General features: G+C 52.9%; 15 protein-coding genes and 1 riboswitch. Of the genes, 10 read left to right on the forward strand and 5 right to left on the reverse strand.

What is annotated here, in order from left to right; all coding sequences use genetic code 11:
• Positions 1-20: 20 nt before the first annotated feature.
• A complete protein-coding gene (locus B1748_RS33825) occupies positions 21-923 on the reverse strand; it encodes a LysR family transcriptional regulator (protein WP_087572382.1) in 903 nt (300 codons plus the stop codon).
• Positions 924-1,141: 218 nt separating this feature from the next.
• Here B1748_RS33825 and B1748_RS33830 point away from each other — a divergent pair, with 218 nt between their 5' ends.
• The 5 genes from B1748_RS33830 (at position 1,142) to B1748_RS33850 (ending at position 6,807) form a co-directional block, all read left to right on the forward strand.
• Positions 1,142-1,813, forward strand: a complete 672-nt coding sequence (locus tag B1748_RS33830; RefSeq protein WP_087572383.1) for a succinate dehydrogenase cytochrome b558 subunit — start codon at positions 1,142-1,144, stop codon at positions 1,811-1,813.
• A 25-nt stretch (positions 1,814-1,838) separates the two neighbouring features.
• Complete coding sequence (sdhA, locus tag B1748_RS33835; protein ID WP_087572384.1) at positions 1,839-3,593, forward strand: succinate dehydrogenase flavoprotein subunit; 1,755 nt, start codon at positions 1,839-1,841, stop codon at positions 3,591-3,593.
• Positions 3,594-3,614: 21 nt separating this feature from the next.
• Complete coding sequence (gene sdhB / locus B1748_RS33840; RefSeq protein WP_087572385.1) at positions 3,615-4,379, forward strand: succinate dehydrogenase iron-sulfur subunit; 765 nt, start codon at positions 3,615-3,617, stop codon at positions 4,377-4,379.
• 285 nt (positions 4,380-4,664) lie between these two features.
• On the forward strand, positions 4,665-6,233 hold the full coding sequence (locus B1748_RS33845) for an MDR family MFS transporter (protein WP_087572386.1): 1,569 nt from the start codon (positions 4,665-4,667) through the stop codon (positions 6,231-6,233).
• 4 nt (positions 6,234-6,237) lie between these two features.
• Positions 6,238-6,807 carry a PadR family transcriptional regulator gene (locus B1748_RS33850; RefSeq protein ID WP_087572387.1) on the forward strand — a complete coding sequence of 190 codons (570 nt, stop codon included), beginning with the start codon at positions 6,238-6,240 and terminating at the stop codon, positions 6,805-6,807.
• Between the two features lie 63 nt (positions 6,808-6,870).
• Here the strand turns inward: B1748_RS33850 and B1748_RS33855 are convergent, their stop codons facing one another.
• The 4 genes from B1748_RS33855 to corA all read right to left on the reverse strand — a co-directional run bounded on the left by B1748_RS33855 (position 6,871) and on the right by corA (position 10,360).
• The gene (locus tag B1748_RS33855) at positions 6,871-7,179 is read right to left on the reverse strand and encodes a winged helix-turn-helix transcriptional regulator (RefSeq protein ID WP_087572396.1); all 309 of its coding nucleotides are present in this window, start codon (positions 7,177-7,179) and stop codon (positions 6,871-6,873) included.
• A 331-nt stretch (positions 7,180-7,510) separates the two neighbouring features.
• Positions 7,511-8,320 carry a histidinol-phosphatase gene (locus B1748_RS33860; protein WP_087572388.1) on the reverse strand — a complete coding sequence of 270 codons (810 nt, stop codon included), beginning with the start codon at positions 8,318-8,320 and terminating at the stop codon, positions 7,511-7,513.
• Between the two features lie 11 nt (positions 8,321-8,331).
• Complete coding sequence (locus B1748_RS33865; RefSeq protein ID WP_087572389.1) at positions 8,332-9,234, reverse strand: LysR family transcriptional regulator; 903 nt, start codon at positions 9,232-9,234, stop codon at positions 8,332-8,334.
• A 190-nt stretch (positions 9,235-9,424) separates the two neighbouring features.
• On the reverse strand, positions 9,425-10,360 hold the full coding sequence (gene corA / locus B1748_RS33870; protein WP_087572390.1) for a magnesium/cobalt transporter CorA: 936 nt from the start codon (positions 10,358-10,360) through the stop codon (positions 9,425-9,427).
• Positions 10,361-10,782: 422 nt separating this feature from the next.
• Positions 10,783-10,888: riboswitch (SAM riboswitch) on the forward strand.
• A gap of 87 nt (positions 10,889-10,975) precedes the next feature.
• Between corA and metA the strand changes: the two genes are divergently transcribed.
• The 5 genes from metA to mqnC all read left to right on the forward strand — a co-directional run bounded on the left by metA (position 10,976) and on the right by mqnC (position 17,458).
• Entirely contained in the window at positions 10,976-11,893 is a 918-nt protein-coding gene (metA, locus tag B1748_RS33875) for a homoserine O-acetyltransferase MetA (RefSeq protein ID WP_087572391.1), read from the forward strand.
• A gap of 148 nt (positions 11,894-12,041) precedes the next feature.
• Positions 12,042-13,202 (forward strand): aminotransferase class I/II-fold pyridoxal phosphate-dependent enzyme, encoded by a 1,161-nt coding sequence (locus B1748_RS33880; RefSeq protein ID WP_087572392.1) that lies wholly within the window; start codon positions 12,042-12,044, stop codon positions 13,200-13,202.
• Positions 13,203-13,878: 676 nt separating this feature from the next.
• On the forward strand, positions 13,879-14,775 hold the full coding sequence (locus tag B1748_RS33885) for an NAD(P)-dependent oxidoreductase (RefSeq protein ID WP_483874421.1): 897 nt from the start codon (positions 13,879-13,881) through the stop codon (positions 14,773-14,775).
• Between the two features lie 164 nt (positions 14,776-14,939).
• On the forward strand, positions 14,940-16,175 hold the full coding sequence (locus B1748_RS33890) for a glycerate kinase (RefSeq protein ID WP_087572394.1): 1,236 nt from the start codon (positions 14,940-14,942) through the stop codon (positions 16,173-16,175).
• A 146-nt stretch (positions 16,176-16,321) separates the two neighbouring features.
• Positions 16,322-17,458, forward strand: coding sequence for a cyclic dehypoxanthinyl futalosine synthase (gene mqnC / locus B1748_RS33895; protein ID WP_087572395.1), 1,137 nt, complete (start codon positions 16,322-16,324; stop codon positions 17,456-17,458).
• The last annotated feature ends 177 nt before the right edge of the window (positions 17,459-17,635 follow it).

Here is a 17,635-nt window from a genome sequence, read left to right on the forward strand (position 1 = left end):
CTTCACTCATATGGAAATAACTAAATGGAAGGATGCTGGGCGTAAACGGCCGAGATTTCGTTAATGCACAGCTTGACCGACGGACTTAGTACGCCGGGATCGACATGGATGAGCGAGGTTGTCCGCTTCGCCTCCTCCAGCTCCCTGATCGGCATGACGATCAGATCGTTATCCTCCAGCAGCTGCTGCCTCATGTACGATTTCGGAAGCAGTGTAGCAGCGCGGCAAGTATGGAGGAGCCGAAGGATCGCTTCGAACGAATCGATTTCCATGCGTACATCCGGTGATATTCGATGGGATTCGAACAGCTCATCCGTTAATATACGATACCAGGTGCCTTTCGAGAACAGAATCATGGGCAATCCGTTTAGATCATCCATGCCAAGCTCGCCTTTGTCCGTGATGACATGATTGCGGGGGAGCACGAGCAGCAGATGATCGTCGAATAGCGAGACGCAGCGAATGGATGGATCGTCGATTCGCGAGGCGACGATTCCGATATCGACCTTATGTTCGCGGACGTAGGACACAATCTCGTGAGTCTTGCCGGTAATGGCTTTAATGTCGAATTCGGGATGCGTGGATGTCAGCCGCTGGATCAGGTCCGGCAGCGTCGTCTGCAAGGTGGTCAAGCTTGCGCCGATCGTTAGCGAGGTTCGGCCCGTCGCCGTATATTCGGACACGTTGTGCAGATAAGTGCGGTGAAGCTGCTGCAGCTCCAGCGCGTATTCGTACGTCAGCTGTCCGATTCGAGTCAATTCGAGCCGCTTGCCGATGCGGCGGAACAGCTTGGCTCCGATCTCATCCTCCATCTTGGCTATCTTGCGGGAGAGCGCGGGCTGCGACAAATTGAGCTGCGCCGATGCTTTGTTCATGCTGGAATGCTCCACGATGACACGGAACACGTCTATTTCTTCGTACACGCGTAAGGCCCCCTTTGAGGAATACCTCTTATGTCGTTAGGTTATAAGAGTTTATAATAAATATGCAATTCCATTATAAGTTGAAAAGGAGTAGGATGGAAGTGTGGCAAATGTGTGTCGACTTTTGTTGACGGGGGTACGAGCGGGCGTTACAATGTAGAATGGTTTGTTTAATTAATGTAATGGGTACACCTACAGTTTTGAAAGGAGAAGGAAACATGAAAGGAAATTCGTATTTCTCGCGCAAGCTGCACTCGCTACTCGGCATCATTCCGCTGGGCGGGTTCATTGTTGTGCACGGACTCACGAATTATCAAGCGTTCGAGCGTGGACCGGAGGGCTTTGACAAAGGCGTTACACTGATCAACAGCTTGCCTTTGCTGCCGTTGCTTGAGATATTCGTGATCTATCTACCGTTGTTGTTCCACGGTATCTACGGTCTGTACGTTGCCTACCAGTCGAACTCCAACACGGGACGGTTCAAGTATGGCCGCAACTGGGCGTTCACGGCTCAGCGCGTAACGGGCGTGATCACGTTTGTATTCGTTTTCTGGCACGTCTATCAGACCCGCATGCAAGTGTATCTCGGCAATATCACGCACGAGGAGCTTGGCTCCACCATGAATAAGATTGCAACGGATCCAACTTATTTCGTGCTGTATTTGATCGGCGTTCTTGCTGCCGTATTCCACTTCAGCAACGGCCTGTGGGCATTTCTGATCAGCTGGGGCATTACGATCGGACCGAAGGCGCAGCGCATTTCTTCCTACATTTGCATGGGCGTGTTCGTAGTCGTATCTGCCCTGTTCATTCTTTCGCTGGTAGCGTTCATGGGCGACGAGTTCAAAGAAGCTGCTAATGCGGCTCTGACATGGACGAATATCGGTTAGTATCGAAGACAAGGAGCGAAGCGTAATGGCAAAAAATAAAATCATCGTTGTCGGCGGCGGCCTGGCCGGCTTGATGGCAACGATCAAAGCAGCGGAAGCGGGCATTCACGTAGACCTGTTCTCCCTTGTGCCGGTCAAGCGTTCCCACTCCGTGTGCGCGCAAGGCGGCATTAACGGCGCCGTTAACACCAAGGGCGAAGGCGACTCTCCATGGGAGCACTTCGACGATACCGTATACGGCGGCGACTTTCTGGCGAACCAGCCTCCCGTTAAGGCGATGTGCGAGGCAGCGCCCGGCATTATCCACTTGATGGACCGGATGGGCGTTATGTTTAGCCGAACATCCGAAGGCCTTCTCGATTTCCGTCGCTTCGGCGGCACGCAATATCACCGTACGGCATTTGCCGGGGCTACAACGGGACAACAGCTGCTCTACGCGCTCGACGAGCAAGTGCGCCGCTGGGAATCCGCGGGTCTGGTCAACAAGTTCGAACACTTCGAGTTCCTCGGCGCCGTTCTTGACGACGATGGCGTATGCCGCGGCGTATCCGCTCAGGACCTCCGTTCGATGGATATTGTAACGGTACGCGCAGACGCGGTTATTCTCGCATCCGGCGGCCCGGGCATCATTTTTGGCAAGACGACGAACTCCGTTATCAACACGGGTACGGCCGCAAGTGCCGTCTATCAACAAGGCGTCAAGTATGCGAACGGCGAATTCATCCAAATTCACCCTACGGCTATTCCCGGCGACGACAAGCTTCGTCTCATGTCGGAATCCGCGCGCGGCGAAGGCGGACGGATCTGGACGTATAAAGACGGCAAGCCTTGGTATTTCCTTGAAGACAAATATCCGGCTTACGGCAACCTGGTGCCGCGTGATATCGCGACTCGCGAAATTTTCTCGGTTTGCGTAGATCAGAAGCTCGGCATTAACGGCGAGAACATGGTCTATCTTGATCTGTCTCACAAGGATCCGAAGGAGCTGGACGTAAAGCTGGGCGGCATCATCGAAATTTACGAGAAGTTTATGGGCGACGACCCGCGCAAAATTCCGATGAAGATCTTCCCTGCGGTTCACTACTCCATGGGCGGCATGTGGGTCGACTACAACCAAATGACCAACATTCCCGGTCTGTTCGCAGCCGGCGAGTGCGACTATCAATACCACGGCGCGAACCGTCTCGGCGCGAACTCCTTGTTGTCCGCGATCTTTGGCGGCATGGTGGCCGGACCGAAAGCGGTGGAATATATCAAAGGCCTCAAGAAATCGGCTGAAGATATTTCCTCTTCCGTATTCGATCGCGACACGAAACTTCATGCCGACAAGTACAATCGCATTCTCGGCATGAGCGGCACGGAGAACGCATATGTCATCCACAAAGAGCTGGGCGAATGGATGACGAACAATATGACGGTTGTGCGCTTCAACGACAAGCTGGAAGCGACGATCGGCAAAATCAAGGAACTCAAGCAGCGCTACCAGAACATCAACATTAACGATACGGCGCAATGGAACAACGCAGGCGTGGCGTTTACGCGTCAGCTGTGGAATATGATCGAGCTGTCCGAAGCGATGACGCTTGGAGCGCTTATGCGGAACGAAAGCCGCGGAGCCCATTACAAGCCGGACTTCCCGGAACGCGACGACGATCAGTTCATGAAGTCGACGATCGCCGACTGGACGCCGGACGGACCGAAGATCTCCTACGAGGACATTGACGTCAGCCTGATTGCACCGCGCAAACGCGACTATTCGACCGATAAGAAAAAAGACTGATAAGAAGAAAGGAGAATAACGATGGCCGAAACGACTGTAGCATCCAAAACCGTCAAGTTTATTATTTCCCGCCAGGATACGCCGGAATCCAAGCCGTACACGCAAGAGTTCGAGCTGCCCTATCGCCCGAACATGAACGTCATCAGCGGCTTGATGGAAATTCAACGTAATCCTACGACTGCGGACGGCGTCAAAACTTCGCCGGTATGCTGGGAATCCAACTGTCTGGAAGAAGTGTGCGGCGCTTGCTCCATGGTCATCAACGGCAAGCCGCGCCAAGCGTGCAGCGCCTTGATCGATCAGCTGGAACAGCCCGTTCGTCTGGAGCCTATGCGCACCTTCCCGGTTGTACGCGACCTCGTCATCAACCGTGAACGTATGTTCAACGCCTTGAAAAAGGTTAAAGCATGGATTCCGATCGACGGAACGTACGATCTGGGTCCCGGTCCGCGCATGGCGGAATCGAAGCGCCAATGGGCGTACGAGCTGTCGAAATGCATGACTTGCGGCGTTTGCCTGGAGTCTTGCCCGAACGTCAATGATCGGAACAGCTTTATCGGTCCGGCAGCCATCTCGCAGGTTCGCCTGTTCAACGCTCACCCGACGGGCGAGATGAACAAGCACGAACGTCTGGACGCGTTGATGACGGACGGAGGCATTGAAGGCTGCGGCAACTCGCAGAACTGCGTGCGTTCCTGTCCGAAGGGCATTCCGCTGACGACTTCCATCGCGGCGATGAACAAAGACACCACCACGCATCTCTTTAAGAAATGGCTTGGCATGTAATCTAGCCTTCATACAAAAGCGGAGCTCTTAAGCACGAGCTGCCGGATCACAAGCCTCGCATGCGGATACCCGCTGCGGGGCTCTTTCGGATGAGCCGATATCTCTATTTGATATTGATAACTATTATCAATTGTTGATTTCATCATAATAAAAACCGACCCTGTTGTCAATCGGGAACCGAAGGTTTACAAACTGTTTACTCAAATTTGAGGTTGAAAATAGCTCAAATTTGAGTATAATTACGAAAGGATAATCAAGAGATAACGATGAAGGAAAGGTGAGAGGATGGACGCAAACAAAAGCAATACGAAACTGGTCGTAGCCGGCCTGATGTTAGGCCTGTTTATGGCATCGCTGGACCAGACGATCGTCTCTACCGCGATGGCGACGATTATCAAGCAGCTAGGCGGCTTTGAATATTTTATATGGGTATATTCGGCTTACATGATCGCGATGGTCGTGGCGACGCCGATCTTCGGGAAGTTATCGGATATGTACGGGCGGCGCAAGTTCTTCCTGCTTGGTTTGGGACTGTTCGTGGCAGGTTCCATTCTGTGCGGAATGGCGATGAACATGGAGCAGCTCATTATTTTCCGCGCGATTCAAGGGATTGGCGGCGGAGCCGTCATGCCGATCGTGTTTACGATTATTTTCGAGATGTTCCCCGCGGAAAAACGCGGCAAAATGATGGGATTATTCGGCGCCGTGTTTGGCATATCGAGCGTATTCGGTCCCATTATGGGCGGGGCGATAACGGATAACTTCAGCTGGCGCTGGATTTTCTACATTAACGTGCCTATCGGCCTGCTCGCGTTCGCGTTTATACTTAAGGCGTACCACGAGACCAAATCATCGAAAAAACAGCATATCGACTGGGCGGGAGCGATTCTGCTCACCATATCCATTTTGCTGCTCATGTTCGGACTGGAGCTCGGAGGGACGGAAGGCTGGGCTTGGGGTTCGCTGCAAACGATCGGGTTGTTTGCGGGCGCGGGCGTGTTGCTTGCGCTGTTCTTGTACGCGGAGACCAAGGCCAAGGATCCCATCGTCAACCTTGGCTTGTTCGGAAGGCGGGTCTTTACCAGCAGCATGATGATCAGCTTGCTTTATGGCGGTGTCATGATCGCAGGAGCGACGTATATCCCGATTTTTATTCAAGGGGTATTTAACAAATCTGCTACGGAAACAAGCACCGTTCTGATTCCGATGATGCTGGCGGTCGTATTGAGCAGCCAGATCGGCGGGCGCGTGGCTGACAAATTCAAGTTTCGCAACGTAATGGTCATCTCCGGCTTGACGCTTCTTGCAGGCACGTTGCTGCTCGGGTACGGAATGGATGCGGGGACGAGCAGAGGCGTTATCACCATGTATATGATCGTCGTAGGTCTGGGCATGGGCGTATCTTTCTCGCTGCTCAATATATCGGCGCTAAGCTCCGTGCCGCCGCAATCCAAGGGATCGGCAACCTCCCTGATTACCTTCTTCCGGACGATCGGCTCTGCTCTTGGCATCACCGTATTCGGCGTTATCCAGAAGCTGAGCTTCCAATCGGGTTTGCAAGAGGTGCCGAATATTAGCCCCGAGATCGCCGAACAGATCAAAGGCGGTCAAGCGCTGCTGGATCCTGTGGTTCAGAGCCAGATGGGGCTCAGCCAAGAGATCGTGGCCTCCTTGCTTGGCAAGCTCGCCGATTCCATCGTCCATGTGTTCCAATGGTCTGTTATTTTGCCTATCGCCGCGCTGGTATTCGCGATTTTAATGGGAAGCGCCAGATCGCAAGCTGCGCCGTCCCCATCCACATCCGGCCAAGAGGGCGGCGGACGTCCGCCGAAACCATCGCTGCGCAGAGGGTAAGGGCATGTCGGTAAAGCTGCTCGTGCTGGGACTAATGATGGAACGGGATCGTCATCCCTACGATATTCGACAGACGATCAAAGCGCGGAATTGGCATGTCACCTTTAACGTGCGCGACGGATCGTTGTATTATGCCGTCGACCAGTTATGCCAAGAGGGCTCTATCGAAGCGGTGGAGATCGTGCAAGCACCCGGCCAAAACAGACCGGACAAAACGATTTACCGGATTACCGACAAAGGCCGTGAGACTCTGGTGAAGCTGCTTAACAAGCAGTTGGGGGAGACGGCCTTCCCTCAGCATCCAGTGCTCTCTGCACTGCCGTTTATACGGCACAGCGATCATACAGAAGCGCTTCGTTGCTTGGAGACGCAGCTGGAGGCGTGTAAAGAAAGAATTTCGATGATGGAGGCCGTTCAGCAGCTCAAGGCTGGGACGCTGCCGCGCGGTTCTGTCCATCTGCTTCGAGGTATTCTGAAGTTAAGTCTGGCCGAGAAGGAATGGCTGGAGGAAGTTATTGCAGAGGCCAAGAATGGCAGGCTATTCGAGCCGAAGCCTCCAAGCCCGGATTCCTGACCGTAATAAAAACGAAAAAACCGCCGGGGACATTGTCCTTGGCGGTTAAAGCGTACAAAGATTTTACATCCATTGCTCGCCCCAAGCTTGAATCGATTCGATGACGGGCTGCAGGTCGCGGCCCTTGGCCGTCAGCTCGTATTCGATCCTTACCGGCATCTCCGGATACACATGGCGGTTTACGATGCCGAGCGTTTCCAGCTCCTTCATTCGATCGGTCAACATTTTATCGCTCATCTCGGGAATTTGCTCTTTCATGTCCTTGAATCGTTTCGGACCGCCCAGCAATACCCGTATAATTCGTCCTGTCCACTTCTTGCCTAACAAATCGGCCGCTGCTTCGTATCTTGGGCACATTGTCGAATAATCCACCGAAATCACCCCGCTTTTTGTAACTCCTATTGTATCATATATACGAACAAAAAGTAAGTGCCATCAAATTCCGCCGCCGATAGCGGTCCATAACGATGGTGGCATAATCCACGCTTCGAAATTTGTTACACAATTGAAATCTTGCTGTGACACGCCCATTACATGCCGGGGGTATTATAGTTGCAAGACCCCCTTTTCATATATCAATTTGGACCTGCCGCTGGCGGGTCCGCTTTTTTTTGCCCATATGCGAGCCATCCCATGCTCTCGAAAAAGCCGAATGCACAAGGCAATGCCCTTGCATCCGGCTTGTTAATCGTCCATTCCTTTATTAAAGAGGAACCGCGACGGGCTTGCGTTTTCTGTAGAACAGCCACTGCTTGAAGCCGATCTCCTTCAGCCGTTTTGCCACAAGATCCCATTCGTCGCCGACCCGGCTTGGAACGTGGGCATCGGAGCCGAACGTTACGCCTACGCCGAAGTGCAGCGCACGCTCCAGGATTTCGTCGGAAGGATACCATCCGCCGACATCTTTGGTGCTTCCCGATGTATTGATCTCGATGGAAACGCCGCATTCTCCAATCGTCTTCAAGCAATCATCGATGGCATCGTGGGCGGGGATATGGGAGAAGTCGGGGTAATATCCCTTCATTGCGTCAATATGGCCCAAAATGTCGAACATGCCGCTTCGGGCGGATTGGCTGATCAGATCGTAATAGCTTGTTTTCTCCGCGACGTGCATGGACTGGCGAAGGTTGTTCCAGCGATTGCGGTTGAAGATGCTGACGCCTCCGACCTGATGTACCGAGCCGATCAAGTAGTCGAAGGGGACTCCGTCGTACGCTCTTCGATAATCATCCGCGAATTCCGGGAAGAAGTCAGATTCCATCCCGAGCAGCACTTCGATCCGTCCCTCGTATTTATGCTTGAGCCGCAGCACTTCGTCCACATAATTCGCGAAGTCGCTTCTGGCCATTGCAATGCCGGGAGACGGCTGATCTTCTTCGTGATAGAAGTAAGGAGAATGATCCGATATGCCGATTACCTGCAAGCCGGCTTCGATGCCGGCCAGAATATAGTCCTCGATATTGCCGTCTGCGTGTCCGCATCTAATATGATGGGTATGTAGATCGAATTTCACAGATATCACTCCTACTCGCTGCTGATGAATTGATGTTCCGGCATGCCTCTCAGATCACTCAAGAATTGCATCATGGCGGTATTTAAATATTTGCCCGACTTGTAGACGACTCCTACTGGATGCGTTGTCTCGAGCTCGTGAACCTTGATGAGCTTGAGCGTGCCGCGCTTCAGTTCCGATGGGATGGACAGCTTCGATACGATCGCGGCGCCGAGATCGATCTCGACCATTCGCTTGATCTCTTCGCTGCTCGACAGCTCCATGACAATATTGGGCACGATGTTGTACTTGCGGAAGATTGCATCCACAAACCGCCGTCCGAGCGTATCCGGCGCCAGCATAATCATGGGTATGTCCTTAAGCTTGTCGACCGTTGTATGAGTTAGAGTGCTCATGGGATGATCAGGCGATACGACGAGCTCGAAAGTGTCGTAATAAAGAACGGAGGAAGCAACACTTGGCGTTTTCTCCGTCAGATAAGTAATTCCTACGTCAACGGATCCGTTCTCCACGCTGGCCATGACCTGTGAGGAAGGCATTGTATGAATGGTTGTCTTGATCTGCGGATATTGGTTCTGGAAGTACGATAAGACGCGTGGCAATATTTGAATGGCGATGGATGATGTGGTGCCTAACGTAATATGGCCCTGAGGCGTCTGATTGAGATCATCGAGCTTCTGTTTAAGCTCCTCGACGATGTCCAGTATGCGCTCGGCATGCTCCAGGAATACTTGTCCGTGATCCGTAAGCGTTACGGGCTGATTACGATCGATCAAAATCGTCTTGAATTCGTCCTCCAGACTTTTGATTTGCGCTGATACTGCAGGCTGAGTCAAATTAAGCAGTTCCCCTGCCTTGCGAAAGCTCATTGTCTTGGATATGGTTAGCAAGGTTTCCAGCTGACTCATGTTCATGTCCAGTTGATTCCCCCTTTCGACATTGCCGAATGTCACTGGGCATAATTATCTATTATAACTTACAACCGCGGATTTCGGCAAAAGGGGAAATGATCCTTAAACCGAGGTGAAACGTTCGGCGCTATCCTTGGCGGCGGTTCAGTAAGTTGAATACCGGGAAAAATAAAAAACTCCAGCAGCAGTGCTGCTAGAGCCATTCTTTTTTGCGGAAGATGAAGTACATGCTGCATCCCAGCAGGAGCATAATGCCAAGAAGGACATAGGCGCCGTAACGATAATGGATGCCCGGTATCGCGTCGAAGTTCATCCCGTAGATGCCAGTCAGGAAAGTAAGGGGCATAAAGATGGTCGTAATCGCTGTAAACACGCGCATGATCTCGTTCGCCCTGCTGGATAGACTGGACTGATACGCCTCGCGCAAGTTGCCCATCAGGTCGCGATAGGTTTCGAACGACTCCGCGATCTTTAGCGAATTCTCGTATACGTCTCTGAAGTACTTCTGCAACTGGTCGTCGATCAGCTTCAATTCTTTTTTGTTGAGCGTAAAGATGACCTCGCGCTGAGGACCCAGCACCTTCTTTACCCAAAGGATTTCACCGCGCAGACCGATAATTTCGTTAAGATGCGACTTCTTGGTATGCATCAGAATATCTTCCTCTAACGTTTCGATCCGGTTATCGATACGGTCGCCGACAGAGAAGTAGCTGTCGACAACAAGGTCGACCAGGTAGTACAGGAACTGATCCGGGCGACAGACCTCCTGCTCCCATAAAATCGGCTTTACTGTACGGAGCTCGTTGATTTTTTGCTTCGTGACCGTAATGATATAATGTTGGCCCAGGAAGATGTTAAGAGCGCGCAGGAAAATTTCTTCATCGTCAAATCGGATGCTGTTAATAACAATAAAATAATGAGTTTCGTATATTTCGATCTTGGGACGCTGCTCCTCTTCTTGCAGGCAATCCTCGACAGCGAGGTCGTGCATGCCGAACAGGGGCTGCAGGACGGCAAGATCCTCTACGTCGGCGTCGATCCAAAAAAATCCTTCCGAAGGCGCGACGAGCGTTTCTTCAATATTGTCGACGGTTGTGAACACGCCGTTTTTTACATGTCTGATTTTCATCGTCTGTTACTCCTCTCGTGTGGCAGGAGGCAGGCTGGCGCCAAAGAGAGGGCTGCGGCACTTCATTACGCCTTACATTCCGGGATATATGAGATCAAGTCGGAGCGTATGGGTAATCGAAGGGGCATTGCTTCGCTTGGGACATCCAGCCGGCTTCCTTGCTGGGGTTCGGTTCGGGCTCTGGTCTATCGCCTTCCATAATCGCCATACACTCCTTTATTTTGTCGAATACAGGTCCAATTCTTGTCTAGTATACTCCGGTGGGAAGACAACATTCAAGGATTAATAATGCCTTAACAATAGCGCCTATGCCGAGGAAAGACTTACCGAATACCAGCATATGCAAAAGAGGCTCTTGACGGGAATAACGGAATGCATTAAAGTGTAAGTTAATTAAGCAAGCAACAATTGAATAGACTACTTTCTTATCAAGAGCAGGCGGAGGGACCAGCCCGATGAAGCCCGGCAACCGGCGTAATAGCACGGTGCTAATTCTTGCGGAGACGTAATGTTTCTGAGAGATGAGAAAGGGAGACGGCTTCTTTACCGAGCAGACGACCTTTTCTCACGCAGAAGGGGTCTTTTTTGTTGCTCGCACACCAAGGAGGAATCAATATGCCGATTAAAGTGCCGGATCACTTGCCAGCAAAGGAAATACTGAACAACGAGAACATCTTCGTCATGGACGAGAGCGTGGCTTACCACCAGGATATTCGTCCACTTCGAATCGCGATATTGAACCTCATGCCGACCAAGGAAACGACAGAGACGCAGCTGCTTCGCCTAATCGGCAACACGCCGCTTCAAGTCGAGGTTGTGCTTCTCCATCCCCGTACGCATACTTCGAAGAACACGTCGGCAGAGCATCTGCAGTCGTTCTACAAAACGTTCGACGAAATTGCGCATTATTATTTCGACGGCATGATCATCACGGGCGCTCCGGTAGAGCATCTGCCGTTCGAGGAAGTGAACTACTGGGAAGAATTAAAGGAAATCATGGAGTGGACCAAAACCCATGTCACATCGACATTTCATATCTGTTGGGCCTCGCAGGCGGGCTTGTACCATCACTTCGGAGTGCCGAAGTACAATCTTGATGCCAAAATATTCGGCGTCTTCCCGCACACCGTCGAAAAACGCAACGTGTCGCTGTTGAGAGGGTTTGACGAGTTGTTCTACGTTCCGCAATCGCGCCATACGGAGGTTCGCCGCGAAGATATCGAAGCCGTCGAAAAGCTGGAGATTCTGTCGGAATCCGAAGAATCCGGCATCTATATCGTCGCCTCGCGCGACGGCCGCCAAATTTTCGTAACGGGTCACTCCGAATACGATCCGAATTCGTTGAAATTCGAATACGATCGCGACGTGGCAAAGGGCATGGACATCGAGCTGCCGCGCAATTATTTCCCGGGCGATAATCCGGACCGGGTGCCATTGTCGACATGGAGGGCTCACGCGAATCTGCTCTTCTCCAACTGGTTGAACTATTACGTATACCAGCAGACGCCTTACGAGCTGGGCGCGGGCATCTGAGATTTTAAGCGCAAAGAAGATCATTCTTTTTGGCGATAAAAACAATCTTGCTTTCGAAGCGGCTTAGCTTCAAAGCTAAGCCGCTCATTTTCGAGAGGCAGGGGTAGAGGTACCTCAATTCGATATGTAAGGGAGTTGCGACGTACAGATGAAAATCGAAAGTCAATTGGCGCAAATCGGCTCCATCAAGGAGCCTGTAACGGGAGCGGTCAGCTTTCCCGTCTATCAATCCACGGCATTTCGCCATCCGCAATTGGGGCAAAGCACGGGCTTCGACTATTCCCGCACGAAAAACCCGACGCGTTCGGTGCTGGAGGAAGCGGCAGCTCAGCTGGAATCCGGAGATGCGGCATTCGCCTGCAGCTCCGGCATGGCGGCTTTGCAGACGATCTTCGCTTACTTTAGTCAGGGCGATCATCTGATCGTATCGCTAGACCTGTATGGCGGAACGTACCGTTTGCTCGAGAGAGTTATGAAGCGATTTGGCGTCACGGCATCCTATGTCGACACGAACGATATCGACGGCATGTCTTCTCTGCTGCAAGAAAACACGAAGGCGGTCTTGATCGAGACGCCGACCAATCCGCTCATGATGATTACGGACCTAGAGCGGGTGTGCAACTGGGCGAAGTCAAAAGGACTGTTGACCATTGTGGACAATACGCTGCTAACGCCTTACTTGCAACGCCCAATCGAGCTTGGCGCGGACATTGTCGTACATAGCGCGACCAAATATCTCGGCGGACATAACGACGTTCTGGCGGGACTGATCGTGACGAAGGGCGAGGAGCTGTCGAAGGAGATGGCCATTCTTCACAACTCCATCGGAGCCGTATTGGGGCCTCAGGATTCCTGGCTGCTAATGAGAGGCATGAAGACGCTCGCTCTGCGGATGGAACGCCATCAATTCAACGCGACGAAAATTTCTGAATACCTGATCGAGCATCCGGCGATCGAGGAAGTGTATTATCCGGCGTTGAAGCATCATCCCGGACATGACGTTCAAAATCGCCAGTCCTCCGGCAACACCGGCATCTTCTCGTTCCGTCTGAAGGACGCACGGTATGTCGAGCCGATCCTCCGCCATATCAAGCTGATCGCGTTCGCGGAGAGCCTGGGCGGCGTGGAATCGCTGATGACGTACCCGGCTATGCAGACGCATGCGGACATTCCCGAAGAAATACGCAAGGCTGTCGGCGTTGACGACAGACTCCTTCGTTTCTCCGTCGGCATCGAGCACGTCGAGGATCTCATTGCCGACCTGTCGCAGGCGCTCGACGCGGCGAAGCTGGAGATCGAGGAGCAATAGAGGACCGAAAGTGGAGCCTCATAGTAGCAATAGTGGGGCAATAGAGAGCCACAATGGTGCAAATGCAGGATATACACTACTGGACAAGCTCTCTTATATGAACTTTTAAAAAGTATATGAAGCCGCCCTTCCGGGCGGCTTTTGTTATGCAACATTTCGAAGGTGGATAACGAACGGTGTTACACCTATAGAATATGGACCGGCCCAGAATCTAACGGACCCATAGAGGCTATAGATTCATTGTGAGTAACTGAGCTGAACGTTCTGCTTTCGCTAACGGACCTCAGCGCCTCTATTTGCAGCATTTTCGCGGTATTGAAAATCTAACGGACTCAGATGACGCTATTTGGTGCATTTCCGCCCATTCTATGCGGTTTTGACGGAAGTAAGGTCGTCTGTGTCCGTTACAATTTGAACAGGCCCCATTTTTGCGAAATAGCGACTGTGGTGTCCTTTACGGTCAACCTTTACTTAACTGTGCTGCCGTCCACAATGAATCGACAGGGGATCGAACACCCGTCAGAGTGATTTTTATTTTTGGGAAAGCTGGAAGGGGCTCAGGGTTGCCTACGAGGACTGGGGACCGAGATTTACGGTGAAACGACTTGACGTAAGGGAAGCGGTCAAGCTAGCCTGATAATAGACGAAAGTTAGCAATGACTTCGAGAATGATTGGATAAAGGAGAGGATAGCGATGGCGATCAGTCCTGCCGCGACCAAGGTTGGTTTTGTCGGAACGGGCGTTATGGGCAGCAGCATGGCGAAACATCTGCTGAACGGAGGTTACGAGGTTCATATTTATACGAGAACGAAGGAGAAGGCGGCAGAGCTGCTGGAACTGGGCATGGTTTGGCATGATTCGCCGGGCGAGCTGGCTTCGGTTTGCGGCGCCATTATTACGATCGTCGGTTATCCGAGCGACGTTGAGGATATTTACTTGAGCGAAGGCGGCATTATCGGATCGGCCAAGCCGGGCACCTACTTGATCGATATGACGACCTCCAGCCCCGCGCTTGCCGTTCGCATTCACGAAGCTGCGGCCGCTGCAGGTCAACATTCCCTCGACGCTCCCGTTTCGGGCGGCGATATCGGCGCGCGCAACGCGGCGCTGTCGATCATGGTGGGAGGTGACGAGGCCGCCTTTACGGAGGTGCAGCCGCTTCTGTCGCTCATGGGCAAAAACATCGTGCTGCAAGGAGGCCCCGGAGCGGGCCAGCATACGAAGATGGTCAATCAGATCGCGATCGCTTCCAATATGATCGGCGTCTGCGAGGCGCTTGTATACGCCAAACACGCGGGCCTGAATTTGGAGAGCGTGCTTCGCAGCATCGAATCCGGAGCGGCGGGCAGCTGGTCGCTCTCGAATTTGGCTCCGCGCGTCATTGCCGGCAATTTCGAGCCGGGTTTCTTTGTAAAACATTTTATTAAGGATATGGGGATCGCGCTGGACGCTGCGGCGGAGATGGGCATCGAGCTTCCGGGATTGTCGCTGGCAAAGGAACTCTATGGACGTCTGGCGGATGCCGGACTTGCGGACAAGGGGACGCATGCGTTGTACCTGGCTTGGGACTGACAATAATCAGGGTGAACCGGGAAGAAGCAGCTGCCGATACGCGCTTTAATCAAGCGTGGCGAAGATTGATACTGGCTGCGATCGAAAGCGCCAAGCGTCAAGCAAGGTGAGCTTGTCGACGTTGCTCGTCAGGCAAGGAGCATAAGAAACGGGAGAGTGTTGAGATGAAGGTACTGCTGGCTTTTGATTCGTTCAAGGGGAGCTTAAGCTCGCTGGATGCGGGAACCATCGCGGCCGAAGCCATTCGGGAGATCAATCCCGACGCGGAATGCGACGTCATTCCATTAGCGGATGGCGGCGAAGGCACGGTTGAGGCCGTCGCGTATGCCTCAAAGGGCGAGCTCATCAATTTGCGGACATCCGGTCCGCTGAAAGAGTCCGTCAATAGTCCTGTCGCGTTGATTCCCGATAGAGACGGGGAAAGGACGGCTGTGCTGGAATCCGCTTCGATATGCGGACTTACGATGATGCTGGCAGGCAGGCTGGACCCGCTTGCGGCCACTTCGACCGGAATCGGCGAGGTTATTACGGAACTGCTGGACATGGGCATACGGCGCTTTGCGGTCGGGCTGGGCGGCAGCGCTGTCAATGATGGCGGAATGGGTATGCTTGCCGCGCTTGGCGCCGAGTTTCTCGATGCTGAGGGGAACAGATTGAACGGCTCCGGAGGCGACCTGCTGAAGCTGGCGTCCATGTCGCTGGCGGGACTGGACGAACGGTTATCCGATTGCCGGATTACGATCGCAACCGACGTCGATAATCCGTTATGCGGCGAGCTTGGCGCCACGTACATATACGGCAGGCAGAAAGGCGTTACGGAAGAACTGGCGGCTCCGCTGGATCAAGCGATGTTGTTGTACGGCTCTTTGCTGGAAGAGGCGCTTGAGGAACTGCCGTCCTATCAAAGTCGGCATGTGGCAAAGATGCAGCTGCAAGCGGCTTCGCAATCGCAATCAAGCTCGCATTCGCGGACGCTCCTACGGGACAGGCCCGGCGCCGGCGCCGCCGGAGGCCTTGGCTTCGCCCTCATGGCACTCGGGGGAGAAGCGGCAAGCGGCGCGGATTGGATGATGTCCCGAGCGGGGTTCGCGGACAGGGCGAGCGGCGCCGACTGGATCGTAACTGGCGAAGGCAGGAGCGACCGGCAGACGCTGCATGGCAAGCTGCCCATGCGAGTCGCCGAAGCCGCGCGGCAGTCCGGAGCACGCTGTATTCTTATGTCGGGCAGCCTGGGGGACGGTATTTCGGATCTGGCTCCGCACTTCGCGGGCTGCTTCTCCATCGTGAAGGAACCCGCAAAGCTGGAACAATGCATAGAGCAAGCCGGACCTCTGTTAAAGCTGGCGGTCGGAGAGACGTTTCGACTCATTCGCTCCGCGGAAGCAGCTAGGCAATCATAGCTGTTTTGCGGAGGGCAACTAATCCATTCTATTGATTTCTGTCTCTAATTTGTCACGATTGCCTTCGCCCGGAATGATAGCTAGCCCCGCGAATGTGTGGTAGGATTAAGTATTATGACTATCACGGATGGGGGAGATGAAGGCGAATGAGCACAATCGACCGAATATTGGATAAAGCCTTGCGCGGTGAGCGTATCGGTCAGGAGGAAGGCATGGAGCTGCTTGCCTCCGATCAGATCGAGAAGATGGGCCGCGTTGCGAACGAATTAATGTTGAGGCGCCACCCCGAGCCGATAACGACCTTCGTGGTCGGTCGGAACGTTAACTATACGAATGTATGCGATGTTTATTGCCGGTTCTGCGCGTTCTACCGCGCACCGAACTCCAAGGAAGGCTACGTGCTTGACGATGAGGTCATCCTGAACAAAATTCAGGAGACGATCGACGTCGGCGGCACGGAAATTTTGATGCAAGGCGGCACGAATCCTAACCTGCCATTCACTTATTACACCGATCTGCTTCGCAAAATCAAGGCGAGGTTCCCCGACATTACGATGCATTCCTTTTCGCCGGCGGAGATTCAAAAGATGAAGGTGGTGTCCGAAGGGCTGTCGCTTGACGAGGTCGTCGCCCAGCTGCATGCGGCTGGACTGGACTCGCTGCCCGGAGGCGGCGCCGAAATTCTGGATGACCGCACGCGCAGAAAGATCAGTCGGATGAAGGGCTCTTGGACGGATTGGATGGACGTGATGAACTCCGCCCATCGACACGGCATGAATACAACCGCGACGATGGTGTACGGCCTTGGCGAGACGATCGAGGAACGTGCGCTTCATATGATGCGAATCCGGGACGAGCAGGATAAAGTAAAGGCGATGGGTTATCCTTCGCCGGGCTTCCTGGCTTTCATCTCCTGGCCGTTTCAGCCGGATAATACGAATCTCAAGCTCGAGAAGGCGAAGCCGGAGGAATATCTCCGTATAGTGGCGGTAAGCCGCATTATGTTGGACAACATTCCGAACTTCCAATCCTCTTGGGTCACGATGGGGCCGGAGATGGGCAAGCTGTCGTTATCTTACGGGTGCAACGACTTCGGAAGCACGATGATCGAGGAGAATGTTGTATCGGCTGCAGGCACGACACATAAGGTAAACATCGAGCTGATTCTGCAACTGATCCGCGAATCCGGCAAAATCCCGGCGCAGCGCGATACCAAATACAATATTTTGCGCATGTTCCACGAGGCCGACAAGGCCGATAAGGACTTTGTCATGCAAAACTAATATTGGGCCAAGTGAGGGGCATGAACCATGGAGTCAGTATTGTTTATTGCAGGTTGGGCCATAGTTGGCATTTGTATCGGCGGTTTAATCGTAGTTTTGAAATCTAAATTTAAGAAGTAGAGACTTAAGAAATTCAGGCGAAAGCTTAAAACCAGCTAATACCTTGTCAAGACCGTT

The organism is Paenibacillus sp. MY03, from assembly GCF_002165585.1.
GTDB classification, from domain to species: Bacteria; Bacillota; Bacilli; order Paenibacillales; family Paenibacillaceae; genus Pristimantibacillus; species Pristimantibacillus agaridevorans.

Excerpts from the sequence above, each read along its gene's own strand:
- metA (WP_087572391.1), top strand. The coding sequence starts at position 10,976 with ATGCCGATTAAAGTGCCGGATCACTTGCCAGCAAAGGAAATACTGAAC.
- B1748_RS33850 (WP_087572387.1), top strand. The coding sequence starts at position 6,238 with ATGTCGGTAAAGCTGCTCGTGCTGGGACTAATGATGGAACGGGATCGT.
- B1748_RS33830 (WP_087572383.1), top strand. The coding sequence starts at position 1,142 with ATGAAAGGAAATTCGTATTTCTCGCGCAAGCTGCACTCGCTACTCGGC.
- sdhA (WP_087572384.1), top strand. The coding sequence starts at position 1,839 with ATGGCAAAAAATAAAATCATCGTTGTCGGCGGCGGCCTGGCCGGCTTG.
- B1748_RS33865 (WP_087572389.1), bottom strand. The coding sequence starts at position 9,234 with ATGAACATGAGTCAGCTGGAAACCTTGCTAACCATATCCAAGACAATG.
- corA (WP_087572390.1), bottom strand. The coding sequence starts at position 10,360 with ATGAAAATCAGACATGTAAAAAACGGCGTGTTCACAACCGTCGACAAT.
- B1748_RS33890 (WP_087572394.1), top strand. The coding sequence starts at position 14,940 with ATGAAGGTACTGCTGGCTTTTGATTCGTTCAAGGGGAGCTTAAGCTCG.
- sdhB (WP_087572385.1), top strand. The coding sequence starts at position 3,615 with ATGGCCGAAACGACTGTAGCATCCAAAACCGTCAAGTTTATTATTTCC.
- mqnC (WP_087572395.1), top strand. The coding sequence starts at position 16,322 with ATGAGCACAATCGACCGAATATTGGATAAAGCCTTGCGCGGTGAGCGT.
- B1748_RS33845 (WP_087572386.1), top strand. The coding sequence starts at position 4,665 with ATGGACGCAAACAAAAGCAATACGAAACTGGTCGTAGCCGGCCTGATG.
- B1748_RS33880 (WP_087572392.1), top strand. The coding sequence starts at position 12,042 with ATGAAAATCGAAAGTCAATTGGCGCAAATCGGCTCCATCAAGGAGCCT.